The 25,295-nt window shown below is 63.5% G+C and carries 18 protein-coding genes and 1 pseudogene; 11 read left to right on the top strand and 8 right to left on the bottom strand.

Going from position 1 to position 25,295, the window contains the following annotated elements; translation table 11 throughout:
* Nucleotides 1-24 precede the first annotated feature (24 nt).
* Nucleotides 25-1,338, bottom strand: a complete 1,314-nt coding sequence (locus tag CEY05_RS05345; RefSeq protein ID WP_233161360.1) for an MFS transporter — start codon at nucleotides 1,336-1,338, stop codon at nucleotides 25-27.
* 21 nt (nucleotides 1,339-1,359) lie between these two features.
* Entirely contained in the window at nucleotides 1,360-2,205 is an 846-nt protein-coding gene (locus tag CEY05_RS05340) for an amidohydrolase (protein WP_088596387.1), read from the bottom strand.
* A gap of 414 nt (nucleotides 2,206-2,619) precedes the next feature.
* Between CEY05_RS05340 and CEY05_RS05335 the strand changes: the two genes are divergently transcribed.
* Both CEY05_RS05335 and CEY05_RS05330 read left to right on the top strand, forming a co-directional pair.
* Nucleotides 2,620-3,456, top strand: coding sequence for an alpha/beta fold hydrolase (locus tag CEY05_RS05335; protein ID WP_088596386.1), 837 nt, complete (start codon nucleotides 2,620-2,622; stop codon nucleotides 3,454-3,456).
* A 110-nt stretch (nucleotides 3,457-3,566) separates the two neighbouring features.
* Nucleotides 3,567-4,700: an NAD(P)/FAD-dependent oxidoreductase gene (locus CEY05_RS05330; protein ID WP_088596385.1), complete on the top strand. Its 1,134-nt coding sequence runs from the start codon at nucleotides 3,567-3,569 to the stop codon at nucleotides 4,698-4,700.
* Between the two features lie 24 nt (nucleotides 4,701-4,724).
* Here CEY05_RS05330 and CEY05_RS05325 read toward each other — a convergent pair whose 3' ends face one another.
* Both CEY05_RS05325 and allB read right to left on the bottom strand, forming a co-directional pair.
* Entirely contained in the window at nucleotides 4,725-6,095 is a 1,371-nt protein-coding gene (locus CEY05_RS05325) for an MmgE/PrpD family protein (RefSeq protein WP_088596384.1), read from the bottom strand.
* Nucleotides 6,088-7,452 (bottom strand): allantoinase AllB, encoded by a 1,365-nt coding sequence (gene allB / locus CEY05_RS05320; protein ID WP_088596383.1) that lies wholly within the window; start codon nucleotides 7,450-7,452, stop codon nucleotides 6,088-6,090. The genes CEY05_RS05325 and allB overlap by 8 nt, the downstream gene beginning before the upstream one ends.
* Nucleotides 7,453-7,580: 128 nt before the next feature.
* Between allB and CEY05_RS05315 the strand changes: the two genes are divergently transcribed.
* Nucleotides 7,581-8,456 carry a helix-turn-helix domain-containing protein gene (locus CEY05_RS05315; protein ID WP_088596382.1) on the top strand — a complete coding sequence of 292 codons (876 nt, stop codon included), beginning with the start codon at nucleotides 7,581-7,583 and terminating at the stop codon, nucleotides 8,454-8,456.
* Between the two features lie 12 nt (nucleotides 8,457-8,468).
* Here CEY05_RS05315 and CEY05_RS05310 read toward each other — a convergent pair whose 3' ends face one another.
* Together CEY05_RS05310 and CEY05_RS05305 are read right to left on the bottom strand one after the other, a co-directional pair.
* The gene (locus tag CEY05_RS05310; protein WP_088596381.1) at nucleotides 8,469-9,266 is read right to left on the bottom strand and encodes a transporter substrate-binding domain-containing protein; all 798 of its coding nucleotides are present in this window, start codon (nucleotides 9,264-9,266) and stop codon (nucleotides 8,469-8,471) included.
* 165 nt (nucleotides 9,267-9,431) lie between these two features.
* Complete coding sequence (locus CEY05_RS05305; protein ID WP_088596380.1) at nucleotides 9,432-9,989, bottom strand: DUF924 family protein; 558 nt, start codon at nucleotides 9,987-9,989, stop codon at nucleotides 9,432-9,434.
* A gap of 103 nt (nucleotides 9,990-10,092) precedes the next feature.
* Here CEY05_RS05305 and CEY05_RS30790 point away from each other — a divergent pair, with 103 nt between their 5' ends.
* Nucleotides 10,093-10,569, top strand: coding sequence for a hypothetical protein (locus CEY05_RS30790; protein WP_143220281.1), 477 nt, complete (start codon nucleotides 10,093-10,095; stop codon nucleotides 10,567-10,569).
* 259 nt (nucleotides 10,570-10,828) lie between these two features.
* Here the strand turns inward: CEY05_RS30790 and CEY05_RS05295 are convergent, their stop codons facing one another.
* Both CEY05_RS05295 and CEY05_RS05290 read right to left on the bottom strand, forming a co-directional pair.
* Nucleotides 10,829-13,849, bottom strand: a complete 3,021-nt coding sequence (locus CEY05_RS05295; RefSeq protein ID WP_088596378.1) for a CheR family methyltransferase — start codon at nucleotides 13,847-13,849, stop codon at nucleotides 10,829-10,831.
* A gap of 126 nt (nucleotides 13,850-13,975) precedes the next feature.
* Entirely contained in the window at nucleotides 13,976-14,752 is a 777-nt protein-coding gene (locus tag CEY05_RS05290) for an IclR family transcriptional regulator (RefSeq protein WP_088596377.1), read from the bottom strand.
* A 133-nt stretch (nucleotides 14,753-14,885) separates the two neighbouring features.
* Here CEY05_RS05290 and CEY05_RS05285 point away from each other — a divergent pair, with 133 nt between their 5' ends.
* The 7 genes and pseudogenes from CEY05_RS05285 to CEY05_RS05250 all read left to right on the top strand — a co-directional run bounded on the left by CEY05_RS05285 (nucleotide 14,886) and on the right by CEY05_RS05250 (nucleotide 25,219).
* Nucleotides 14,886-15,902, top strand: coding sequence for a tripartite tricarboxylate transporter substrate binding protein (locus CEY05_RS05285; protein WP_158219256.1), 1,017 nt, complete (start codon nucleotides 14,886-14,888; stop codon nucleotides 15,900-15,902).
* A 132-nt stretch (nucleotides 15,903-16,034) separates the two neighbouring features.
* On the top strand, nucleotides 16,035-18,086 hold the full coding sequence (locus tag CEY05_RS05280; RefSeq protein ID WP_088596375.1) for an NAD(P)/FAD-dependent oxidoreductase: 2,052 nt from the start codon (nucleotides 16,035-16,037) through the stop codon (nucleotides 18,084-18,086).
* Complete coding sequence (locus tag CEY05_RS05275; RefSeq protein WP_088596374.1) at nucleotides 18,083-19,360, top strand: CaiB/BaiF CoA-transferase family protein; 1,278 nt, start codon at nucleotides 18,083-18,085, stop codon at nucleotides 19,358-19,360. Before CEY05_RS05280 ends, CEY05_RS05275 begins: the two co-directional genes overlap by 4 nt.
* Nucleotides 19,357-20,250, top strand: a complete 894-nt coding sequence (locus tag CEY05_RS05270) for a patatin-like phospholipase family protein (RefSeq protein WP_088596373.1) — start codon at nucleotides 19,357-19,359, stop codon at nucleotides 20,248-20,250. Before CEY05_RS05275 ends, CEY05_RS05270 begins: the two co-directional genes overlap by 4 nt.
* Nucleotides 20,251-20,646: 396 nt before the next feature.
* Nucleotides 20,647-23,493, top strand: coding sequence for an autotransporter outer membrane beta-barrel domain-containing protein (locus CEY05_RS31960; RefSeq protein WP_304528857.1), 2,847 nt, complete (start codon nucleotides 20,647-20,649; stop codon nucleotides 23,491-23,493).
* Nucleotides 23,494-23,535: 42 nt separating this feature from the next.
* A pseudogene (locus CEY05_RS31985) lies at nucleotides 23,536-23,901 on the top strand (hypothetical protein); the annotation flags it as partial.
* A gap of 94 nt (nucleotides 23,902-23,995) precedes the next feature.
* Nucleotides 23,996-25,219 carry a hypothetical protein gene (locus CEY05_RS05250; protein ID WP_088596371.1) on the top strand — a complete coding sequence of 408 codons (1,224 nt, stop codon included), beginning with the start codon at nucleotides 23,996-23,998 and terminating at the stop codon, nucleotides 25,217-25,219.
* The last annotated feature ends 76 nt before the right edge of the window (nucleotides 25,220-25,295 follow it).

Genomic DNA, 25,295 nt, shown 5'->3' with positions numbered 1-25,295 from the left:
CGCAATGGACAGAATGGCGCGAGTTTACGACGTCGCGGGGACGGCGGCCTGCGCCCGTTTACGGTAATGATGCAGCGGCAGCACGAGCAAGACGGTAATGACCAGGATCAGTCCCATGACCGCCAGGCCAGCGGAAAAACTTCCCGTCTTTTCCTTGGCCCAGCCGATGACGTAGGGCCCGGCGAAACCGCCCAGCGCCGCGATGCAGTTAATGTAGGCGAAACCCGCCGCCGCGCCTATGCCCGTCATGATACGGCCAGGAATGGCCCAGAAGATGGCACGCGCCGCGGTGACGCCCACCAGTGCCACGGTCAGGCTGGCCATCGAGCTGACGCTGCCGTGGGCGAACACTGCGAAACCCAGGCCTACCGCACCCACCGCGCAACTCCACGCCAGATTGCCCAGCGAATTGCCGCTGCGGTCGGAGTGGCGCGCCCACAGCAGCATGCCGACGCTGGCGAAGGCATAGGGGATGGCGGACACCAGGCCGATCTCCAGCGGCGTGGACAGGAATTGCTTGAGGATCAAGGGCAGCCAGATGCCGACGCCATAGGAACCGACGGTGAAGCCGAACTGGATCAGGGCCAGCAGGTGCACACGCGGGTCGCGCAGGGCGGCAGCGAAGTCCTTGCGCGGCTTTTCCCGCTGTTCGCTGGCCAGCATGTGCTTGATCAGGCCGCGTTCAGGAAGGGTCAGCCATTTGGCCTTGTCGGGGCTGTCGGCCAGGACGAACAGGGCCCAGATGCCGACCAGGGCCGTCGGCGTGCCTTCCAGCAGGAACATCCATTTCCAGCCGCTCAGGCCCCACACGCCGTCCATGTACAGCAGCGAACCGGACAGCGGGCTGCCGATCAGCGAAGACAGCGGAATGGCCAGCAGGAACCAGGCCAGGATGCTGGTGCGGTAGCGCGCGGGGAACCAGCTGGAAAGGAAGAAGGTGACGCCGGGGAAGAAGCCCGCTTCGGACAGGCCCAGCAGCAGGCGCGCGCCGTAGTAGCTGTAAGGGCCCAAGACCAGGGCCATGACCGCGGAGCAGATGCCCCAGGTGATCATGATCCGCGCCAGCCACAAACGGGCGCCGTAGCGGAACAGCAGCATGTTGCTGGGGATTTCGAACAGGCAATAGGCCAGGAAGAAGATGCCGGCGCCGAAGCCGAAATGGCTTTCGCTCAGGCCGATGTCCTTGTTCATCGTCAGGGCCGCGAAACCGATGTTGGTGCGGTCCAGGTAATTCAGCAGATAGCCCAGGATCAGGACGGGCAGGAAGCGCCAGGCGATCTTCTTGATGACGGCGCGTTCGGCTTCGTTATCGGGAATGGCGTCGATTGGGTTTTGCACGATTGTCTCCGGGATATTTTTTTAGAATCCGAACAGGCGGCGCGGCGTGTCGCGCCAGATCACGGCGCGCTGTTTGGGATCCGGGACCCAGAGTTCAAAATCATCGAGGCATTGCTCATAACGTTGCGAGTCTTCGTGCGACACCCAGGGCCAGTCGCTGCCCCACAGCAGTTGTTCGGGGCCGCCGGCGTTCAGCAGTTCCTGGGCGTAGGGCTGAGGCGCCCGGCCGCCCAGACGGTAGGGAGCGGACAGCTTGACCCAGGTGTCGCCGGCGCTCACGCCCTTGAGCACTTCGCGGAATCCCGCGCCGTTGATGCCGGTATCCGGCTCGGGGGACCCGAAGTGATCCACCACCACGGCCGCGCCGCCGCGGCGGATGGCGGGCAGGATGGCAGCCATCTTGTGGCCTTCGACGTACAGCTCGATATGGAAGCGGTGCTCACGCGCGCGGGCAAACAGGCGCTGGTATGCCTCACCGGCCGCATCGGGCAGGCTGTCGCGCCGCAGCCAGTTCAGGCGCAGGCCGCGCATGCCGGCGCGATACAGCGCGTCCAGGTCCTCGTCGCTGATGTCCGGTGCCACGATGGCGGTGCCGCGCAGGCGGTCGGGATAGCGTTGCAGGGCGTCGAGCAGCAGCGAGTTGTCGGTGCCGTAGAAGCTGGGCTGCGTCAGCACGCCATGCGAGATGCCGTGCTTGTCCAGCAGGGCCAGGAAGTCTTCCGCGGTGATGTCGTGCTTGGGTTCGGAATGCCGTCCTTCGACCAGTTTGGCGTCGCGGACCATGATGTGGGCGTGGCAGTCGACGCGCTGGACCTTGCCCGCTTGCGGCGAGGTCGGCGCGGCGGGAGCCGGGGTGTTGCTTTGCATGTACCTTGTCTCTTCTTTATTGCGTGGGGTCTGCAGGGGGCAGGGGTACTTTGGAGGTACTTGGGAAAGTACGCCCACGCCCGCTTCGGGTCTTATCTATCCGGGACTTTAAGTATCGCCAAGTCATTTGTCCAATTGGTACTTCTTGAGAAAATCCATTGGAAAAACCAATGTGATTCGCCGGCGGATCCTGCCAAAGGATCACCACTCTGGTGCAAATCGCGCCCGTTTTGCGACCGGCCGTATCGGCATATGAATCTTTGACGTATAGCCTTCCCCGGCCCGCGGCAAACGTGTAATGTCCGAAAGCTTTGTCCGCTTGAGTCTTTGCTTATCCGCAAGACTTGGGACGCCACGCCGAGGAAGCCGGTCCGCGGCTTTCCGATTCCACCTCCCACACCAATGAGGTCCGACATGCCATTTGTGACGACAAAAGATAAGGTTGATATTTTCTACAAGGATTGGGGTCCCAAGGACGCCCAGCCCATCGTCTTCCATCACGGCTGGCCGCTTTCTTCCGATGACTGGGATGCCCAGATGCTGTTCTTCGTGCAGAAGGGGTATCGGGTGGTGGCGCATGACCGGCGCGGCCATGGGCGCTCGGCGCAGGTGTCGGAAGGCCACGACATGGACCACTACGCGGCGGACGCCTACGCGGTGGTCGAGGCGCTGGATCTGAAGAATGCCGTCCACATCGGCCACTCGACGGGTGGCGGCGAGGTGGCGCGCTATGTCGCCAAGCATGGCGAACCGGCTGGCCGTGTGGCCAAGGCGGTGCTGGTCAGCGCCGTGCCGCCGTTGATGCTGAAGACCGCGAACAATCCGGAAGGCCTGCCGCTGGAAGTGTTCGATGGCTTCCGCAAGGCCTTGGCCGATAACCGCGCCCAGTTTTTCCTGGACGTGCCGACGGGGCCTTTCTACGGCTTCAACCGTGAGGGTGCCAAGGTCTATCAGGGCGTTATCCAGAACTGGTGGCGCCAGGGCATGATCGGCAGCGCCAAGGCGCACTACGAGGGCATCAAGGCGTTCTCGGAAACCGACCAGACGGAAGACCTCAAGGCCATCAGCGTGCCGACCCTGGTCCTGCATGGTGAAGACGACCAGATCGTGCCGTACGCCGATGCGGCCTTGAAATCGATCAAGCTGTTGAAGAACGGGACCTTGAAGACGTATCCCGGTTATCCGCACGGCATGCTGACGACCAATGCGGATGTGCTGAACGCGGACCTGCTGGCCTTCATCAAGGGTTAATGCGGGGCGAGCGATAAAGAGCCGTTGCGGCTGAACTGCATTCTCGATCTTGGACATCGGTCCGACTTCTGGAATGCGGTTCACCCGGCCAGACGCCAGGAGGGAAGAGCATGAGTACTTCAATCGCGATCATCGGCGCCGGCCTGGGCGGCCTGACGCTGGCTCGGGTCCTGCACGTCCACGGTATTGCATCCACGGTGTATGAAGCAGAGGCTTCGGCCAACGCCCGTACGCAAGGGGGCATGCTCGATATCCACGATTACAACGGACAGCTCGCCTTGAAAGATGCGGACCTGTTCGAGGCCTTCGAGAAAATCATCCACGTGGGCGGCCAGGCGTCGCGGGTGCTCGATTGGCGAGGCGAGGTCCTGTTCGACGAACCCGATGACGGAACGGGCGGCCGGCCCGAGGTACGCCGGGGTGATCTGCGGCGCATCCTTATCGATGCGCTGCCGGAGGGAGCCATATGCTGGGGGTACAAGCTGGCGTGCGCTCGACGGCTGGGTGATGGCCGTCACACCTTGACCTTTGAAAATGGGATGGCCGTGACGGCCGATCTTGTCGTGGGTGCCGACGGTGCGTGGTCCAAGGTGCGGCCATTGCTGTCCGATGCGCAGCCGGAATATATCGGCAGGGTGTTCATCGAGACCTATCTGTTCAATAGCGATGTCCATCACAAGCCCAGCGCGGCGGCGGTAGGTGGTGGTTCATTGTTCGCGTTGGCGCCGGAGAAAGGCATATTCGCGCACCGTGAGCCGGATGGTGTGTTGCACACCTATGTGTCGCTGTCGAAATCCCGGGATTGGATTGCCGGTATCGACTATGCCCGGCCCAAGGAGACCTTGAAGCGCGTTGCGGAAGAGTTTTCCGGATGGGCCCCGGCGCTGACGGCGCTGATCACGGATGGCGAGACCGATCCGGTGTTCCGTCCTATCCATGCGTTGCCGCCCGATCACCAGTGGCAGCGGGTACCTGGCGTGACGTTGGTCGGCGACGCGGCACATCTGATGGCGCCGTCGGGCGAGGGGGCCAACCTGGCCATGTACGACGGCGCCGAACTGGCGAAAGCCATTGTCTCTCGTCGCGGAGACGTGGAGGCGGCACTCGCTGTCTATGAAAAAGCGTTGTTCCCCAGAAGCGCGGCCGCCGCTGCCGAGTCAGGGGAATTGCTCGATGTGTGCTTCGGCGCCGAGGCGCCGCACAGCCTGGTGGACATGTTCGCGGGGCATGAAAAGGGCGAGTAGGCTGGCAGCCTTACCGCCCTGTGATCAATTGAGAGGCCCGCTGGAACGCAGCATGGCGCGCACGCGCATGGCATCCATCTCGTCAAGATGGGATGGCAGATCGAGCAGCGTGCCCAGTAGCGTGGTTTGGCGTCCTTGGGCCAAGGCCAGGCATTTCCTTTGCAGATCCGCCGCCTCGAATGGCCGCGCCTGGCTACCAAGCGGCGCCAGGCAAAGGTGCTGGGCAGTCTGCCCGCCTGGCAGCGTTATCGTGACGCGTGCCGCACGATGATGCGGCGGCGCAAGCGCAGGCCGCAATGGCCGTAGCCGGACAGCCTTACGCAGGCAGGCCACCTGTGGATCTTCGAGGAACTCGGCTCCCAGCGCCTGGGCATCGCTGCGCCCATGCAACCAGCCCACGGAGAGCAAGTGGGGGATGGAGAAGCGCGCCGCCAGGCTGCTCGGGATGTCGTGCTGTGCCATGGTCACGGCAAAGTCGTGGACTTCAGCGTCGATCAGGACAGTTTCATCGAATACCACCATCACCTGCCGGATCAGGCTGGCACGGGCCTCCAGCAGCGCCTCCATGGCGGCATGGCTTTGACCCGCACAGGCAAGGTCCTTGAAATAGTTCTGACGGACAGCCCAGTCCTGCCCCAGCTTTTCCGTATGCACCTCCGGGTCGGTTTTTGCGCCCAACATATTGCCCAGATGCGCCAATGAGTGGGTAGGCGCGCGCAGTCCTGCCTGCGCCCAAGCCGTGCAGGCAAAAGCCTGAGCGATACCTGCACCCACCCACAGATTGGCCGCAAGTCCACCATCGCCCACGACGGCAAACGGCCGGGGCGCGGTGAACGTGGCGGCATGCAGCAGCGCCTGCGATAGTGCTGCGCTGTCCAGCCCGCGGAGCAAGCCAAGCGTGGCGGTTGCGCCGAATGTGCTCCACAGGGAATGAGGGTGGACCGGCGCCGCGCCGAAGGTCGTGGCCCTTGCCAGGCGGCAAGTCATCTCATAGCCCAATGCGACGGCACGCACGAACACCGCCAGGCTGTAGTCGCGCGCTTCGCATTCGGCCAAGCCCGCCGGCACGCAATAGATGCCGGCATGGCACATCGAGTGATGGTGCCCCTCGTCCAGTTGCAGCCAGTTCGCGGCGATCGCGTTGTAGGCGGCGGCGGTGGGCGAGGGGTGGGTGCCCGGCTTGCCCAGGGCGGTGCAATGCCCGTCGTGGGCGGGGTCGATCGGAAAGCGCGTCCAATCCGCCAACTCGGTATCGGCCGATGCGCCCAGGGCGCAGGCGATCGTATCGGCGGCGATCATGCCTGTCCGGGCCGTCACGTCGGCCGGGATATCCTGCAGTCGAGTGGCGACGGCCCACCTGCAAAGCTGCTGCAATGTCCGCGCCGTCTCATCCATGGCTGGATCCCTGCCAGGTTGGCACAGCCGCTTTACCCCACCCGGGCTCGCCTGTCACGCGCCGGTTCAACATGACCGGCTTGCCCCGCACCAGCGTGTGTACGGGCCGGGCGGTCACCAGGCGCCCGTGCCAGGGGGAAATGCGATTGAGCGAATGAAGCGCCGACTGATCGATCACATGATGTCCGTCCATGTCCACGATCGCAAAATCCGCATCGGCGCCGACGCCGATATGCCCCTTGCGTGGGTATAGTCCCCAGGCGCGTGCCGGCGCCAACGCGCTCCAACGCACATATTCGGGAAGGGTCATGCGGCCTCTCTGCGATTCAGTGAGCATGACTTGCATCTGCGTCTCCAGTCCTATCATGCCGCGGCAGCATTTCCATATATCCGGATTGCGCTTCTCCTCTTCCGTGTGAGGCGCGTGGTCCGTGGCGATCATGCCTATGGTGCCGTCGAGCAGGGCGTCCCACAATGCATCGGCGTGCGCACCCCCGCGTATGGGCGGATTGACCCGAACCATGCCGGCCAGGCTGTCTACCTCAGGCAAGCCGAATAGCAGATAGTGCGGGCAGGTCTCCGCCGTCATGTCCAGCCCCTGGGCCAGCGCGCGACGGATGGCCTGTACGCCCCCCGCCGAACTCACGTGGGCGATGTGGACCTGGGCGCGCGCTGCCTGAGCCAGCGCGGTGACTCGGCCTATGGCTTCGATTTCACAGACTTCCGGGCGGGATTCCTCGTGCGCTCGCGCATCGGCGCGGCCCGCGTCCATGAATTGCCTGCGCCGATGTTGCATGATGGCGGCGTTTTCCGCATGGACCGAGCACCGCACGCCCAGGCGGCCCAGGCGTTCCAGCCCTTCAAGGATGACGCCGTCGTCGGGCGATTCGAGGTCGCCCGTGTTTTCTGTCATGAAGCATTTGAAGCCGCCTATGCCATCGGCGGTCAAGGCCTCGAGATGGGGCAGGCTGCTGCTGTCGAGCACACCGTATAGTCCCCAGTCGACCAGGGACAAGGCGGCCGCGCGCTCGCGCTTGCGTGCCAGTGCGGGGAGATTGGCGGTGGCGGGATCCGTATTGGGCATGTCCATGACCGTCGTCACGCCGCCGGCCGCGGCAGCGGTGGAGCCCGTTTGCCAATTTTCCTTGTAGGTCGAACCCGGATCGCGGAAATGCACGTGGCAGTCGATGGCGCCAGGCAGCACATACAGGCCGGTGGCGTCGATGACGTTGCGCGCGCTCGGCAAGCCGGACAGCGAGCCGATCGCGACGATTCTTCCTTCTTCGACCGCGATGTCGGCTTGCACGATAGCGTCGCCGATGACGGCCTGGCCGCCGGCTATGATCAGATCGATCATGGGTAGACCTCTTGGTGTGAACGTGGATTTACTTTCGACATGACTTGCTTTACAAGCGTTGGGGCAAGCCCATTCGCGTCCAGTGAGACAGTCGCGGTCCGACGGGCTGGAACAGGACGCTACGGAGCATGAATTCGAAGTTGGTGGAAATCGGCCTGCGCCTGCGCGCGTACCGGATGGGCGCGGGTCTCAGTGCCGAAACCCTGGGGGAACGCCTCAACGTTTCGCGGGCGTCGGTGTATCGCATGGAGGCGCAGGGCATCGGTCGGCTCGACGTGCTGGTGCGCGTGGCGCGCTTGCTTGAAGTGCCCCTGGAAACACTGCTTGGCGTCGGTGTCGAATATGTTGCGTCGGCCCTGGCGTATTTCGAGCGGTTGCGGCAGATCGAGGCGCGCGCCGAGCATATTTTCGTAGCCTTCGGTCCCATCGTTTATCTGCTCACTTCCGATGACTACGACACGTCGTTGAAGCAGGCCCTGACGACGCGTACCGCGGCGGCCAGGCGACCGGTGCGAGCGCGTACCGACATCGATGCGCTGATGTCGATATTGAAGCTGCGCAAGACCCAGTATCTGCAGCGCCTTCCCGCCATCACCAATGTGCTTTCCCTGCCCGAACTCGTGCAGTTCAGCGAACAGGGCCTGGACGACGAAGATGCCAATCCCGCCGTACGGCAGGCGCATCGCAGCATGGTCCGCCACGAGTTGGAACGCGTGGCTCAATTGCTGGAATCCCCACCCATGGGTGTCCAAGTGGGGATTCTGTTCGACAGGTTGCCCACGACCAGTTTCTCCGTGATTCGGCAGGCGGATGCGACCTTCGCGTTGACGAGTCCCTTCCGCGTGGGGCCGCAGTTGAACGTGTGGCGTGGTGTCGGCACGATCTCGCAGGACGCGGAAGCATTGCGCCTGCATCGCCAACTGGCCGCTGATTTGTGGTCCGAAGTGTTGACCGGCCAGCGAGCGGCGGAGTTCGTGCGCCGCCGCCTGCTCAGCCGGACTTGACCGGCGCGTGTTTCAGGAACCAGCCTGCAGAAGATCGGCTGAAAGCGGTTGCTGCATCCATTTTTGCGAGATGGCGTTCAGGCTGCCGTCCGCCTTGATGCTGGATAGAAAACCATTCATTTTGTCCAACAGGCGCTTTTCACCCTTCGGCACGGCCGCGTGCACGGGAGAATTGAGCAGAATCAGCTTTTGCTCGAAGGCGGGTGAACCCTTCTGGCGCAGCGCCAGGGCGATGACGTTGCCGATGGCCATGGTGCTGGACTGGCCGCTGAAGAACGCGGCAATGGTGCTTGCGTTGTCGTCGAAGCGCGACAGCTTGGCGTCCTTGGCCTGCTCGGTCAGCAAGCGTTCCTCGATGGCGCCTTTGGTGACCGCCACCGTTACTCCCTTCAAATCGTCCAGGCCATGCACCGGCGGGCTGCCAGGCTTCCCGTAGATGCCGATGAAATAGGGCGCATAAGGCTGGGTGAAGTCCACCACCTTGGCTCGTTCTTCGCTGCGGCCGATATTCAACATGATGTCGGCCTTGCCGGTCTGCAAGGTAGGCACTCGGTTGGGGGCGGTCACCGGAACGAATTCCACCCGGACATGCCAGGCCTTCTCCAGTAGCGCCGACATGTCGATGTCGTAGCCCTGGGGCTTCATTTGCTGGTCGACACTGCCGAAAGGCGGGTAGTCGGTCATGATCCCGACGCGCACCACGCCACGGGCGGTGATGTCGTCGAGCCGGTCGGCATGCGCCGAGGCGGTGAAAAGACCCGCCAGCACGGCGGCGGCACACAGTGACGCTGGATGAAACGAAAGACGCATGGATTTTCCCCGGAAGTGTCTTGTTGGGGCTTTGGTCTGTTTTCGGCCCCTTTCACGCCATTCTCTCGGGATGACGCGCGACCCGCCAGTTCAAATTCTGCACTTTGTCTCAAAAACTGAGACAGGGTTGCCGGAGGACAAAGTTCGCGGTTCGAGGCATGCGGATCACCCCGCGAAGCCGCCTTCATCCAGATACGCTTGTTCTTCCGCCGTCGTTTCGCGTAGCAACACTGTATTGCGGTGCGGAAAGCGGCCGAAGCGGCGGATGATGTCGCGGTGGCGTTCGGCGTATGACTGGTCCTCGCCCTCCATACTCGCGTGCAGGGCAAGCGACAGGTCCTGGTCGGCGAGGTCTTCCGAATGTTCGAACGGCAGGTAGAAGAACACGCGCAGGCGCGGGTCGACGTGATCCGGGTGGCCCTGCGCGATTGCGTCGCGGGCATAGTGCCGTGCCAGGGGATCGGTGGCATACATATGCGCCGTGCCGCGAAACGCATTGCGCGGAAATTGATCCAGCAGGATGAGCAGCGCCAACGCGCCTGTCGGCGATCGATTCCAGTCGTCGAGCTCACGGCGTGCGGCGGCCAGATGCAGATCGATAAAGCCATCATGGAAACGTCGATCGAAATCCGGATTCTTGCGGAACCAGTCATTGCGGCCCCGCAGCCAGAACGCTACGACTTCTGTGTCGGTTTTTTGATTCAGCTTAGTCGGAAAGTGCATATCTATCGAATTTGATTGCCGCTAATATAGGAACCTTGTCTCAACCAACCCGTCCCCAGATTCATGTTACCTCGGGGCTTCCGTACACCCGCCAGGGTATAGCGTGAAACGAGCCAAATTGCGTTCCTCTTTGCGCGAGGTCGACCTGAAAATCCAGGCGGCCATGGAGCGCATCGCGGATCAAGAACGTCTGATCCAGAAGATTCCGCCGTCGCGTGGGGATCTGGCCGCCGCCCGAGAACTGCTGAGGATAATGATCGACGCTTTGAAAGCGCTTCAGGTCTTTCGTCAAGCGCTCGTCAATGCGCTCGCCGTCAATTCATTGCTGCTCAGCCCACAGCATGATGCCGTCAGGCATGGGCGTGTACGGCCACAAGAAGGAAATAATCGAGCGGCTGCGCTTCGAGTGATGCATGGTCGCCGGCCGCGCTTACGCGCGCGCCTGTACGCGGCCAAGCGGTGCAGGCTCGTCAATGGAGGCGTGGCGTGGAGCGGGGTCGGCCCGCTGCGACTACAAAGCCATTTTCTAAAGAGTGGGCTTCGTCTAACAGGCCGAGGGCCTCCATGCCCTCGACGGTAGCGACCGCTCTCTCTGTAAAACCGCGACCCGAGGCAACCTCGAACTGAGTGCCTGGGTGGGCATCCGCGGCCAGCCGCAAATGCCAGGAAAATGTTCCATCGCCGTGCTCATATACCTCTACGGTGGCCCAATATTCCCCGCATCTCTTGGAAAAAATATCCATTGGTGTCAGCGTTCAGAGTAAAGCTGGGAGAGGGAATCCGCGACTGTGGTTCTTGTCGAAGATTACGGAGAATAACCTGTTCCTTGCTGGCGCGCCTCACTTGGGTGCAGCAATTTTTTCGCGTTCGCCATCTGCCCGCTTCGTGGCGCTCCGAACGATCCGCGCGGCTCCGATAATCTCGCCGCCGCTTGTGCGAATCGGCGCTACGCTCTGAGACACCTCAATCACGCTGGAATTCTTGTGTAGATGCCTGGTGTCGTGATGCCCGATACGTTCGCCGGCATGGACCTTATCGAGTAGCTCCTGTTCCTTTTCGTTGTCCTCGGTCCTGAGTATCAGCGCAAGCCGATGACCGATCGCTTCTTCTTCGGTGTAGCCGAACAAGCTCACCGCGCTGGCGTTCCAGCTGACGATTACACCATTCAAATCATGCCCAATGATGGCGTCATCTGACGCGTCGACGATCGCCGCCAGACTTGCCCGCGCTTTTTCCGCGCTGTCGCGGTCGGTGATATCGACAAAGGTGATTACCACACCGCCGATTACGTCATCCGTGCCCCGATAAGGGCGGATCTCCATCTGAAACGACCGATCGCCGCTCTTCAAGCTCACCTGGCGCTGTAACGGCTCCAGCGTATTGAGCACTTCCGCTGCATCGTCGCTCAAACCGTCTTCCTTCAGGCGTGAAACGATGTCAATGATGGGACGGCCCTGATCCCCCTCACGAACTCGAAATATGTCCAGCAACGCGGGGGTAAAACGACGAATGCTAAGCTTTTCATCGAGGAATAGCGTGGCGATTGAAGTGCTGTCGATGAGGTTGGTCAAGTCGTCGTTCAGTTCGACGAGACTGTCGTTGCGCGCATTCAGCTCGGAATTGAGAGTGGTCAGTTCTTCATTGATTGATTGCAACTCCTCTTTCGAGGTTTCCAATTCTTCATTAGTGGATTGAAGCTCTTCATTGGTGGATTGAAGCTCTTCATTGGCGGATTGCAGTTCCTCGTTGACAGCTTGGTATTCTTCGTAGGAGGACTGGTACTCGTCATGGAAAGACTGCAGGTCCCCCGGGGATATCTCCAGCAGCTCGACCGGGGTTCGCGAATATCTTCGGGCGCCCGCCGGGTCTTCGCCAAAAACGTCATCCTGGATGGTCATTTTGGCTGCGCGAATCGGCCCGCAGTTCTGAAAGACCACGATCACCAGATCTTCACTCTCCGATCCGGCGCCATCCTTGAGCAATTCGACTGCCAGGCTTACTACTTCGGTATGCCCTGCGATCGCGAGAGCAATTTCTTCTCCCACGACGGCTTGCTGGGTCGCTGTCATCTGTTTGAGGGCGGCGCGCAGTGGCCCGCGCAACTGCGGGTGCAGCAGAAGACCAAGATTCATGCTCATGACGCCATCGTTTGGCGCCAGGTATTTGCCGACCGGTCCGGAAAACTGCTGGATATTCTGCCTGCGATCCATCACCACGAACGCGGGAGCGTAACGGGAAATGACTCGCGCAATTTGCGCAGCTACCCGGTTATCGGCAGCGGCTCGGACTTCCCGCGCTGGTGCGAGCAGGGGCGGGGCCGGCAATCGTGCCAAATGCGCAGGAGCGGATTTACGTCGAAAAATTCGGTGTTTTTTATCCACGGTGGAAAACAGGCCAGCATCCGCCGCCACTGCCTCGGAGGTTCCAAGCAAGAGTAGTCCCCCGGCGCGCAGGCCGTGGTGGAACAGCGTCACGACGCGCTTTTGCAGGGCTGGCGCAAAATAGATCAACAGGTTGCGGCAGGAAATCAGGCTCAGCCGCGAGAATGGCGGGTCCTTGACCAGATCGTGCGTCGAGAACAGGCATATGTCCCGTATCGGCCGGGATACGCGGTATTCCCCATTTTCCTTGACGAAGTAACGCTCAAGAAGCGCTGCCGGAATGTCCGCGGCAATCGATTCAGGGTAGCGTCCCGTCCTGGCAATCCTGATGGCCTGATCGTCAAGATCGGTGGCAAAAATCTGAACCTTATGCGATTGGCCAGCATGAGAAAGCGCCTCCTGGAAGAGAATGGCCAGGGTGTAGGCCTCCTCGCCCGTGGCGCAACCCGGGATCCAGATTCGCGTGTCCTTGCCTGCGTCCTGCGACAGTAGTTCAGGGATCCTGCGTGCCACCGCGTCAAAGGCGTTATGGTCACGGAAGAAATTCGTCACCCGGATGAGGAACTCGCGGAATAACTGCTCCGGTTCGTCCGGTTGCTCCCGCAACTGTTCAATATACTCCGCGACGTCATCGCACTGGAGGACGGCCATACGCCGTTGCACCCGGCGCATGAGCGTCCTGGTCTTGTATGAGCTGAAATCGCGACCCATGCGGCTATTGAGGATGGCGCAGATGACGCCGAGGTTGCCACCCACGTCCTCCTCCAGTCCGTCGGCCCCATTTTTGGCATCGCTGCGGTTGCGATACGCGGCGTGACGCAGGAGGGCGGCCGGGATTTGCGCGACCGGTAGCAAACGGTCGATGACGCCGCCCGCAACTGCGGTTCGAGGTGCATCCGATGGGAGGGAATCATCTTCGGAGGCGTCATCGTGGGAGGAGTGATCGAACTCCGCTTGGGCAAATGTCAGGCCGCCGTGTTCCCGAATCGACTCCAACCCCATGGCACCTGCGCTGCCGAAGCCGGCGAGGATGACCGCTATGGCATTTTCGCCTTGATCCTCGGCCAGTGAAGCAAGGGATGCATCGATTGACGTCTGACGCATTGCATCGGTGGGGCTGCAAGCGATGTCCAGGATGCCTCTGGAAAGCGTCATCACGGCACCAGGCTTGATGACAAAGACATGATTGGGGGCGAGCGCATCCCCCGTCTTTGCCTGAGTCACCGGCATTACTGTACTTTCAGCGACTATCTCGGCGAGAGTACTTGGGTGGTCAGGATCCAGGCGCTGCACCAGTACAAAAGCCATGCCGCTATCAGGCGGCATGGCCTTGAAAAAAGCCTGAAGCGCTTGCAGGCCTCCCGCCGACGCGCCAAGACCAACAGCGAGGGTGAACAGGCGTGCCTGGCCCGTGGCATTTTCCTGCGGGGCATTATCAACGGAGAAATCCGGAGACATGCGGGTGGTGTCGTCAGTCATGGATGGCGTGGCCGGATTTATTTCATCTTTGAGTGGTTCAACGCGGTAGCGGTCATTTCGTCAGTCCTGTTCATGGTGGCGGGCAGTCGCGATTTTGTGCCTCTTCAGCTTTCCATCACCAGCCAGTCATTGATTATTCCGAATTTTATAACGCGGCTGGAATTTCGCCGCGCGCAGTGCATCCGAGATCTGACGGGCTACCCATGCGCGCCGTTCCGGCTGCATACGTCCCGCAATGGCGGCGATGCTGATCGCGGCGTGGCCGCCATGCGGAAGCTCGAAGCTCATCCCTACGCCGCCCACGCCTTCGCTGACCAAACCCAGCGTCGCCGAATACCCTTGCTCGCGCGCCTGCTCTGCCAGCCGCCGCAAGCGCGCGGCCGTCAGGTTGCGCGGCGCGAATTCGTCCCGGTGCCGCGCATGCAGTGCGTCGATCTGCCCATCGTCCAACCGCGACAGCAGGGTCATGCCCGCCGATCCTATCCCCAGCACACGCATCCCGCCGATCTGCAGCACCAGTGCCTTGACCGGAAACGCCCCTTCCTCGCAGTGCAGGCAATGTCCGTAATCTCCATTGCGCACCACCAGAAACACCGTGTCCTCCGTCCGCCGGGCCAATTGCTGCATCAGCGGCCGGCAAGCCTGCACCAGGGGCGCGCCGTTCATCGCGGCCAGCCCCAGTTGCATGGCCCGCAATCCCAGGCGGTACACCCGCTCGGCATCCCGTTCGACATAGCCCGATTGCACCAGGCTGGACATCAAGCGGTACGCGGTAGTGCGATCCAGTCCCAATGCCGCCGTCAGGCCGCTCAACGCCAGCCCTTGCGGATGATGATCGGCGACCAGCTGCAGCAGACCCAGCGCGCGGGCAACGGCTTGCGTGCCGCGAACCTCGCTTTCCATAAGCCCTCCCGAAAGGGATATCCCTGTGTGCACATTGTGCACATTATCAAAATTTGTGTTTGCGATGCGCGCACGGGGTCAGGGACACTGTTCACATACCTACAGTCCTCAGGACAACATTGGAGACAACGAGATGAAGACGAGGATCCTCCTCCCATTGGCCACCGCCATGCTGGCCTGGGCCACCGGCGCATGCGCGGCGAGCCCCGCGGCAACCGCTGTGGCAACAGCGGCGGCTTCGGCGGATGCGGCCGCCGGCTATCCCGCCAAACCGATACGCCTGCTGGTCGGCTATACCGCCGGCGGGGCATCCGACATGGTGGGACGGATCCTGGCCCAGGAGCTTTCCGATGTGAACAAGCAGGCGGTGGTGGTGGAAAACCGTCCCGGCGTGGGCGGCATGCTGGCCATGAACGACGTGGCCCGTGCCGCACCGGACGGCTACACGCTGGGCGTGGCGGTCAGCGGCACGATGGTCACCGGACCGCACTTGCAGAAGACCACGCCCTACAACCCCTTGAAGGATTTCGCGCCGGTGGCGATGGTGGCCAAGGCCCCCATGATCCTGCTGTCCGCGCCCGGCATCGAAACCGCAACGGTGCAGCAGATCGTGCAGCAGGCCAAGGCCACGCCCGGCAGCATGATGTACGCCACGGGCGCGCAGGCTTTCGACCTGGCCATGCGCCTGTTCAACGCGAAGGCAGGCGTGGACATCGGGGCGGTGAACTATCCCGGTGGCAACCAGGCGGCCATCGATGTCATGGCAGGGCGGGTGCCGCTGATGGTGGACACCATCGGCGCCCAGCAAGCCAATATCCGCAGCGGCAAGCTCAAGGCCGTGGCCGTGCTGGACAGCAGCCGTTCCACGGTCTTCCCCGACGTACCCACTGTCGCTGAAAGCGGCGTGCCCGGCTACGAGGCGGTCGGCTGGCTCGGCATCGTCGCGCCGCCCGGAACGCCCCCAGCCGTCGTGCAGAAACTCAATGGCCAGTTGCGGCAGATCCTGGCCAAGCCCGCCGTGGCGCAGAAGATGAGCACGCTGGGCTTCGAACCGGATGCCGACACACCCCAGGCCTTCGCCGAAGAGATACGCAAGCAATACACCGTCTGGGGCGAAGTGGCCAGGCACGCAGGCCTGACGCCGCAATAGCGATCCGGGCAGCGCCACGCGGCTTCCACAGCCACTGCGCTGCACCCAACCTTTCAGCATCCAGCCTTGTCGAGACCGGCGCCGTGGCGCCGGTCCGGGGGATGCTTTTTCCAAGCAGGAGCCGATACACCCATGTCTTCCCCGTTCAGTCCTTCCACCGGCAGGCCCCAAACGTTCGAATCGCGCGATTACGCGGATTCTTCGGTGAATGACGTCCCCGCGGCTGGCGATCCCTGGGCGGGCGAGTTGATCGCGGCGCTGCCCGCCGCCAATCTGCCGACGTTGCTGATGGTACTGGTGCACCTGACCGGCGATCGCCGCTGGCTGGCGGAGCGCTACCACTGTTCCCGCATCCGCGGCATCGACGACAACGATTCCGGCGGCCTGCCGGACGACGTGCAGCAGGAGGTGAGGGCGGCGGCCAGGGAGGCCATCCTGGCCTGGCGTGCCGGCCGCGCCCCCAACTTGCCCGCGCCGGCGCCGGAATTGCTCGCGCAAATGCTGCGGATCAGCGTCGGCGAACCTATCCCGGACAGCTACGGGCCCATGATCAGCGCCTGGCTGGGGCAGGATCCCGACCTGGCGCTGGACCAAGCCGACGCCTTCGACGTGCCGGCGGGTTACCACGCGGTCATCATCGGTGGGGGCGTTGCGGGTATCTGCGCGGCGATCCGGCTGCAGGGCGCCGGCATCCCTTACACCCTGATCGAGAAGAACGGCGAAGTGGGCGGCACGTGGCACGAGAATACCTATCCCGGTGCCGGCGTCGACACGCCCAACCATATCTATTCGTACTCGTTCGCCAAGCACGACTGGTCGCGCTATTTCGCCTTGCGCGAAGAGATCCAGGCTTACTTCGAAGACGTTGCGACGCGCTACGGGATCCGGCGCAATATCCGCTTTTTCACGCGTGTCGAGTCGGCACGCTACGACGAGGAGAAGCGCGGCTGGACCGTGGATACCGTGACCGCCGACGGCACGCGCGACAGCTTGCGCGGCAACCTGTTGATCAGCGCCGTGGGCCTGCTGAACGTACCCAAGATGCCGGCCATCCCAGGACTGGAGAGCTTCGCGGGCCCGTGCTTCCATACCGCGCGCTGGCCGCAAGACCTGGACTTGCGCGGCAAGGAGGTGGCCGTGATCGGCAACGGCGCGAGCGCCATGCAGGTGGTGCCCGCCATCGTGGACCAGGTCGGCCAGTTGACCGTGTTCCAGCGCTCCCGCCAATGGGCCGCGCCGTTCGAGAAATTCCAGAAACCGGTGCCGCTGGGGCCGCGCTTCCTGCTGCGTGAAGTGCCGTTCTACCAGGAGTGGTATCGGCAGCGCCTGGCTTATATCTTCAACGACCGCATCCACGCGTCCCTGCAGATCGATCCGGAATGGCCGCATCCGGAGCGCGCGATCAACAAGACCAACGATCGCCATCGTGCCTATTTCACCGACTACATCAAGGCCGAGCTGGGCCAGCGCCAGGAACTGCTGCCGGACGTCTTGCCCGACTATCCGCCCTTCGGCAAACGCATGTTGATGGATAACGGCTGGTATCGCACCATGGCCCGCCAGAACGTCAGGCTGGTGACGGGTGGGATCGACCGCGTCGAAGGACAGGACATCGTCACCGGCACTGGCGAGCGGCATCGCGCCGATGTGCTGGTGGTGGCCACGGGCTTCGACGCCATCAACATGCTGTCCTCGTTCAAGCTTTACGGCCGTGGCGGACGATCCATACGCGAGGCCTGGGATGCCGCGGGCGCACAGGCTTTCATGGGCGTGGCCGTGCCGGACTTCCCCAACTTCTTCATGCTGGCCGGGCCGAATACCGCGTTGGGCCATGGCGGCAGCGTCGTGGCCTTGCTGGAAACCCAGGTCAGCTACGTCCTGAATCTCTTGCGCCAGGCATTGCGGGCGGGCGGACCAGGAATGGAGATCGAGGTTCGGCGCGATCGGCACGACGCCTACAACGACCGGGTCCAGGCCGCGCATGGACGCATGATCTGGACGCATCGCGGCATGAGCAACTGGTATCGCAACGCCCAGGGCAGGGTGGTCGCCACCACGCCATTCCGCAACGACGACTATTGGCATATGGCGCGCCGGGCCGATCTGGGGGATTACCACGTCAAGGGAGCGGGGCAGGCCAATGAGCGAATTCAGGCCATGGCGCCGCTGGAGGAGCAGCAATGAATACATCGACTGGTGGTGGCGCTGACGCAGCTCAGCGAAGGAATTCGGCCGGCGAGGACACCCGCCGCCAGCGGTCGCCCGGCCCGCATCTTCTCAGTGGACTGCGCATCCTGGACCTTGGGACGATGGTGGCCGGGCCGGTCGCGTGCACCCTGTTCGGCGACTTCGGCGCCGAGGTGATCAAGGTGGAGGTGCCGGAACGGGGCGATACCGTGCGCGATCTGGGGCCCTTTGTCGAAGGCGAATGCCTGTACTGGCATGTCGAAGGCCGCAACAAGAAATCCATCACCCTGAACCTGCGGGAGCCGGAAGGCCAGCGGCTGCTATGCCGCCTGGTCGAACAGGCAGACGCGGTGGTGGAAAATTTTCGGCCGGGCACGCTGGAGGCATGGGGCATAGGCTACGAACGGCTCAAGGAGCACAATCCCGGACTCATCCTGCTGCGGGTGTCGGGGTTCGGCCAGACGGGGCCTTACCGGACGCGGGCGGGTTACGACCGCATCGGCCTGGCTTTCGGCGGCCTGCTCAACATCACGGGCTTTCCGGACCGACCGCCGGTGCGCATCGGGACTTCCACGGCGGACTACCAGACGGCCTTGCTGGGCGCGTATTCGTTGATGATGGCGCTTTATCATCGCGACGTCATGGGCGGGGGCGGGCAGGAGATCGACCTGTCCATGTACGAATCGGTCATCCGCTTCACCGAGGTGCTGGTGCCGGAATACGACCGCCTGGGCGTGGTGCGCGGCCGGCGCGGCAACAAGCACTTCGCGGCGGCGCCGGGAGAGCATTTCCTGACGGCCAGCGGCCGGTACATGATCCTGACGATTTCGGCGGATGCCGGTTTCCAGCGGCTGTGCGTGGCCATGGAACGTCCGGAGCTGGCGACGGACCCACGCTATGCGACCCATGCCAAGCGCTGGGAGCACGTCGATGATTTGAACGCGCTGGTGGCGGAATGGATAGTGGGGCAGCCGGAAGACGATCTGCGTCGCACACTGGATGAAGCCAAGCTGGCCTATTCCTTCATCTACGGCATCGACGACATCATGCAGGATCCGCATTACGAGGCGCGCGGCAGCATCGCCACGGTGGACCATCCGCGTATCGGACCGGTGCGCATGGCGGGCGTATTCCCCCGCTTTGCCGGCCGCGAGAACAAGCCGATCGAGCCCGCGCCTGACCTTGGCCAGCATAACGAGGAAGTCTATGGCGACCTGCTGGGCCTGACGCCGGATGCCCTGCGGGACCTGGCCGAGCGGGGCATCCTGTGACGCGGTGCGTGGTTCTCGGCGGCGGTGGCGTCAGCGGGATTGCCTGGGAGATCGGGCTGCTGGCGGGTCTGGCGCGCTACGGCATCGACCTGCGCCAGGCGGACTGTTTCGTCGGTACGTCGGCGGGTGCCGTCGTCGGGGCGCGGCTGGCCGCCGGGGATGACCTGGAGCGCCTGGCGGCGGCGCAGATCACGCCGCCACCTGCCTTGCGCGAGACGTTTCGTGAGTATTCGCAGTCGGACGCCGATGGCCGCAATCGCGCGCTGATCGAGAAAGTGCGCGGCGATCTGATGGCGGCGCGCCGGCGTATCGGCGCGTATGCCTTGCGCGCGGAGACGCCGGCGTGGGAAGAGCGGCGGGCACTCATCGCTGCAAGGCTGGAGCGGGAGGACTGGCCGGCGCGTGATTTGCGCCTGGTGGCCGTGGCTGCGCGGACGGGTGCGGCGCGGGTGTTCAGCGCGGCGGACGGCGTGCCATTGATCGATGCGGTCGCGGCCAGTTGCGCGGTGCCGGGAACGTGGCCCGCGGTCAGCATTGGCGGGGAGTCGTACATGGATGGCGGCGTCCATTCCCTTACCAATGCGGACGTCGCCACGGGAGCAGGGTACGTGGTGGTACTGGCGCCGTTCGGCTATGGCGAGGGCAATCCTGTCGCGGGGCACTTGCGGGCGGAGGTGGCTGCCTTGACTTGCGCCGGCAGCGTGGTCAAGGTCGTCGTTCCCGACGAGCGCTCGCGCGAGGCGCTGGGAGACAACGTGCTCGATCCCGCGCGACGGCCTGCTGCTTTGCGGGCGGGGCTGGCCCAGGCCGAGGCTTTGATGGGCGCGGTCGGCGAGGACTGGACGCGTGCGGCGGCACAGGGAGCGATCAAGCCAGGACGGCCGGCTTGACGAAGCGCACAGCAGGCTGAACGTGGCTGGTGAAAACGAGATTCGCATGCCTGACCGTATCGCTAAAACGCGGATAATTTCAGACTATTTTGACGGACAGCTGAGTCAACGAATTTGTTGAGCGGATCGGCTTAATAAATACTCGATTGAACCGTAAAGGGTGGGCATACCGCGCCAGGCGCGGCCGTAGACCCTTCCATGTGAGTCATTGACGCCATCAGGCGGACCCGTGGGACATTGCCCAGGATGTATTGATCGATGTCAGCCCCTTCAGTTGTAGCCGCTGTGCGCACGCATTTCCGTCTCACCCCTCTCACGTGGGCCCTGGCATTGGCCCTTTCCACCGCTGCCGCACCCTATGCACATGCCGACGGCGGCGATGGTGTTAACGGTGTGATGGGAAACTGGACTGGAGACCTGGGCGGGGCGGGTGACATTACCGGCCTGGGCAATGCGTCAGGTGCTGGCGGCACAGCGGGTTCGGGCGGCAACACCGTCACGGACGGTGATGATGGCGGGAACTTCGGCGGCATGGGCGGCGTCGCGGGTGGCGGCGGCTCAGGTGGCAACAGCAGTACTCAACCCGGCGGGGCGGGTGGCGGTGGCGGTGGCGGCACCTCGGGCGGCAGCGGCGGAAGCGGCGGTGGTGGTGGCGCGATCGGCGTCCAGCTGTCCAGCACGCAGACGATATCCACGGCCATCACTGGCGGCGCCGGTGGCGCAGGCGGCAACGCCGCGATTGGTCATGCCGCGGCATACAGCGGCGCGGGCGGCGGCGGCGGCGGTGCGTTGGCTGTACTGACCACCGGCGGCGACATTACCGTCAGCGCGGTATTGACAGGCGGCGCGGGCGGCAATGGCGGTAATGGCGTCTTCATGAACACCAGCGCAGCCGGCGGCGGCGACGGTGGAACTGCCTTGTGGTCGCTTACCAGCGGGCAGCACATCACCATCGATGCGAATGGTTCGCTCATCGGCGGAGCAGGTGGCAATGGTGGCAAGGCGTTGGACACCACGACCGCGGCACTCGGGCAAGGGGGCGGGGGCGGTAGCGGTTTGACCATGTCCAATGGCACGCTGACCAACGCCGGCACCATCGCCGGCGGGGCCGGAGGCAAGGGGGGTGAAGACGCTTCCGCTCCCGGCAATGTCGGCGGCGGCAGCGGTGGCGGCGGCTACGGCGTGGCGGGGTCCAATCTGAACGTCATCAACTCCGGCACGATTTCCGGAGGACTGTTCGGAGACGGCTCCCTGCGTAACTACGCCCTTTTCCTGTTTGGCAACAACCGCCTGGAAATCCAGCAGGGCAGCGTGATTGTCGGCAAGGCGTATGTTATCGGCGGCACTTCCACGCTGGCGCTGGGTGGGTCGGCTGATCAGTCTTTCGACATGTCGCTGATCGGCAGCAACCCGAGCGACAGCCATGTTCAATATGTCGGGTTCTCCAACTTCGAGAAAACGGGCACGGGTACGGCAACGTTGACGGGGACCAATACGTTCGCTGGACCGACCCAGATCAACCAGGGTACCTTGAATGTCCTCAGTACATTGAGTGGTCCTGTCACGGTGGCCCAGGGAGGCGTGCTTGCGGGCACTGGGACGGTCGGCACCACCAACATCAACAGCGGCGGTATGTTGTCGCCTGGCGATGCGACGGGCAACAGCCCGGGCGTGCTCAAGGTCAATGGCAATCTGACGATGGCCAGTGGGTCGACGCTGCGCATCCTTTCCGATGTCACCACGCAGACAGCGAGCAAGGTTGAAGTATCTGGAACGGCAAACGTGGCGGGAACGTTGGCCAGCATTTCCGCCAATGGCAACTACACGACCGCGGTCCCTTATTCGGTCATGAGCGCGGGCGGCGGAATTACCGGAAACTTCGACCACGTGGCAAGCGATCTCGCGTTCCTGGATGGCAAGGTCACCAACAATGGCAACGAGCTGACCCTGACGCTGCAGCGCAAGGAAGTGACGGATCCGGGTGCACCATCGGGCGACGACGCGGGTGGCACGGCGCCGCAAGGTGGAACCACTGGCGGCGGTGCTTCCGGCGGCACCTCAGGCGGCAGCGGTGGTACGCGTCCGATGACCTTCGCCGACGCGGCGGGATCGCGCAACCAGCGCGCCGCGGCCAACGCCCTGGAGAGCCTGGGTTCGGGCAACGCGCTGTATCGCCAGGTAGAGAACCTTGCCGCGGGGCAGCCGCAGTCGGTCTTCAAGGCGCTGTCCGGCGAAGCGCATGCGTCCACGGCTGCCACCCTGCGCGCGGGGGCCGACACGGCACGCGCGCTGCCGCTGGAGCACTTCCGCGCGAACCTTAGCGCCAACCTGCTCGCCGGCGCGCCGACCGCGCAAGCTGGCACCAGCGATGTGGCAAGCAACCTCGGTTCGTTGCCGGCGTCGTCGGCCAAGCCGGCGTGGGCTCAATTGTATGGGACCTGGCAGACTTTCGGAGGCGGGGGCGACGCAGCGCGCGTGACGCAGAACACCACCGGCATTTTCGTCGGCGGCGACCAGGCGGTGGGCGGCGGCTGGCGCGCGGGCGGTGCGCTAGGTTATGGCGAAACGCACAGCCGCGCGGGCGAAGTGTCGTCCAAGGCTGACATCAGCAACTACAGCGCGACGGTCTACGGTGGCCGCAGTTTCGCAACCGGCGCGGGCCGGCTCAATTTCCTGGCGGGCGGCAGCTATACGTGGCATGACATCGATACTAACCGCAGCATCGACACCAGCGGCTTCAGCCAGTCCTTGAAGTCCAGCTACGGTGCCAGCACAGGCCAACTGTTCACCGAATTGGGCTATGCCTTACCAGTGACCGGCGCGTTGACACTGGAGCCCTTCGCGGGGGTGGCGTGGAGCGACTTGCGTACGCGCGGTTTCTCTGAGTCGGGAGGCTCGGCCGCATTGAGTGGCGAGGGCGACCGCAATACCCTGACGACAACCACTTTGGGTTTGCGTTCGCGCACCAGCTTCGCGCTGGGGAGCCTGGAAGGAACGCTGCGCGGTACGCTGGGCTGGCGCCATGCCTTTGGCGATGTGACTACGCATTCGACGCTTGCTTTCCAGGGCAGCGATTCCTTTACGGTCGCTGGAGTACCGCAGGCACGCGACGGCGCGCTGGTGGAATTGAGCGCCGATGTGGCGGTGTCGCGCAACGTGTCATTGGGCCTGGCCTACGGAGGCGAGTTCGGCGGCGGCAATACGCAGAACTCGGGCATGATCAACCTGGCCTGGAGGTTCTGACCTGGCTGTAGTGACAGGGATGACGGCACTGCCGTCATCCCCATGCGGCAAGTGTTTGTGGTACATCATTGCTTCCGCGCCTGCTTGGGAAGAATGATGGCAATCAGAGCCGTTGCGTTTGACGTTTTTGGTACCCTGGTCCGAATCGAGCGGCCTACACGGCCATTCCGCAAGCTGGTCCGGCTGCTTCATGAGTCGGGTCGTCCGCGCCAACGGGATGATGGCATCAAGGCAATGAGCAATGCGCTTGACCTGAGGCAGGCGGCCAGCCTGTTCGGGGGGATGGTCAGCGAGGCGGACCTGGATGCGCTGGACGCTGAACTACAAGAAGAGATCCGGTCGATCACCCTGTTCGACGATGCCGTGCCTACGCTGATCGCCCTGCGGCAGCGCGGTATCCACGTAGCGCTTTGCTCCAACCTGGCTGCGCCTTACGGACCGCCGGTGCTGGATCTGCTGCCTTTCGAACCCCAGCCCGCCCCCGACACTCCAGGAGTCCTCCGTGCCGCACAACGATCACGCAAGCTCGCCGACCTCCGGTCCCATCGCGGCCGATGGAAAGTTTCCCATCGACCTGACGGGGCCAGGCAGTCACGTTCTGGTGCGCGAGCGTGGCGTGGGCCGCCTGGTCATCGGTCCGGCGGCGCTGGGCAAGAAGGCCGACCTGCATGTGGAGCCGCACGAACGCATCGACTGGACCGTGTTCGACAACTTCTGCACGCCCGCCGGCTCAGACTGGCCGCGCTTCCTGGACTACACGGGCGCGGACACGGGGTTTTTCGAATGGGCGCGGCGCCGCCGGATTGAAACCATGACATGGACGGCCGTCTTGCCGGGCGCGACGACCGTTGATGCCAGCCAGGCCCGCATCGGCCGCCTGATCATCAGGCTGGGCCAGGCCGGCGAACCGCTGCGCATACGCCTGCCCGCGCGTGAACTCGAAAGCTATTTTTTACTGAACCTGATGGGCGACCTTGCGCGCATCACGGTGGAAGGCGATGTGCCGCAGACATTGATGTTGACGCCCGGCACGGGCAAGACCGCGCATCGGAGTCCCTATCGGTTGCCTGACGTTGGCGCGCTACGGCAGGTCGAAAGCCTCATGCTGCAGAACGATCCGCTGGCGCAGCCCATTTCGCTTGAATGCCTGGCCGACTTTCCCAACCTGAAGTCCCTGGCCCTGCATGGCGCGTTTCAGGGCCTGGGGCAACTGGCGGCGCTGACGGGCCTGCAAGGCCTGGCGCTGCGTTTCATGCCCGACCTGGAAGGCTTGCCTTCGTTGGATGCGTTTCCTGCCCTGGACAGCATCATCGCCTATAACGTCGGTGAGGCCGCGGGCAAGCGCTTGCGGCAGCAGATCAAGGCGCGGGCAGCCGTCCGTGCCTGGGGAGGGCACGCCTCCGTCACGCAACTGCGCAAGCCGGAGTGGTGGGAACGGGAGTACGGCCGGCCCTTCGCGGCATGGCCGGCACGCCTGGCCAAGATCGCCAACACGGCCTATGACGACGCCCTGGCCGGCTTGTCGCAGGCGCGCGACCTGGCGCTGGCGCAAGCGGTCTTTACCGCGTTCACGGAACGCTTCAATACGCTCAAGGGAATAGAAACGCCGGAGCGTGATGACCTGGGCACGGCGGTGCTGCTGCTAAGCCGGACCCCCGCCGCCACCGCCTTGGGTGTCACGGAGGAACAAGCGCAACGCTGGTTCGACGAGCGGCGCGATTACTGACGGAGCGATAAATTGACGATGATCGAAGAGAAGATAAGAGCCGAGATCCTGGCGCGTTTGGCGAAAGCTGAAGCAG

The organism is Achromobacter sp. HZ34, from assembly GCF_002209485.1.
In the GTDB taxonomy this organism is placed as follows: Bacteria; Pseudomonadota; Gammaproteobacteria; order Burkholderiales; family Burkholderiaceae_B; genus Bordetella_C.
This window is presented reverse-complemented; position numbering and strand designations above follow the sequence as displayed.

Bases quoted from the DNA above. Each gene is read 5' to 3' on its own strand.
- CEY05_RS05315 (WP_088596382.1), top strand. From the start codon at position 7,581: ATGAATTCGAAGTTGGTGGAAATCGGCCTGCGCCTGCGCGCGTACCGG.
- CEY05_RS05290 (WP_088596377.1), bottom strand. From the start codon at position 14,752: ATGGAAAGCGAGGTTCGCGGCACGCAAGCCGTTGCCCGCGCGCTGGGT.
- allB (WP_088596383.1), bottom strand. From the start codon at position 7,452: ATGATCGATCTGATCATAGCCGGCGGCCAGGCCGTCATCGGCGACGCT.
- CEY05_RS05310 (WP_088596381.1), bottom strand. From the start codon at position 9,266: ATGCGTCTTTCGTTTCATCCAGCGTCACTGTGTGCCGCCGCCGTGCTG.
- CEY05_RS31960 (WP_304528857.1), top strand. From the start codon at position 20,647: ATGGGAAACTGGACTGGAGACCTGGGCGGGGCGGGTGACATTACCGGC.
- CEY05_RS05340 (WP_088596387.1), bottom strand. From the start codon at position 2,205: ATGCAAAGCAACACCCCGGCTCCCGCCGCGCCGACCTCGCCGCAAGCG.
- CEY05_RS05280 (WP_088596375.1), top strand. From the start codon at position 16,035: ATGTCTTCCCCGTTCAGTCCTTCCACCGGCAGGCCCCAAACGTTCGAA.
- CEY05_RS05275 (WP_088596374.1), top strand. From the start codon at position 18,083: ATGAATACATCGACTGGTGGTGGCGCTGACGCAGCTCAGCGAAGGAAT.
- CEY05_RS05335 (WP_088596386.1), top strand. From the start codon at position 2,620: ATGCCATTTGTGACGACAAAAGATAAGGTTGATATTTTCTACAAGGAT.
- CEY05_RS05295 (WP_088596378.1), bottom strand. From the start codon at position 13,849: ATGACTGACGACACCACCCGCATGTCTCCGGATTTCTCCGTTGATAAT.
- CEY05_RS05305 (WP_088596380.1), bottom strand. From the start codon at position 9,989: ATGCACTTTCCGACTAAGCTGAATCAAAAAACCGACACAGAAGTCGTA.
- CEY05_RS05285 (WP_158219256.1), top strand. From the start codon at position 14,886: ATGAAGACGAGGATCCTCCTCCCATTGGCCACCGCCATGCTGGCCTGG.
- CEY05_RS05325 (WP_088596384.1), bottom strand. From the start codon at position 6,095: ATGGATGAGACGGCGCGGACATTGCAGCAGCTTTGCAGGTGGGCCGTC.
- CEY05_RS05330 (WP_088596385.1), top strand. From the start codon at position 3,567: ATGAGTACTTCAATCGCGATCATCGGCGCCGGCCTGGGCGGCCTGACG.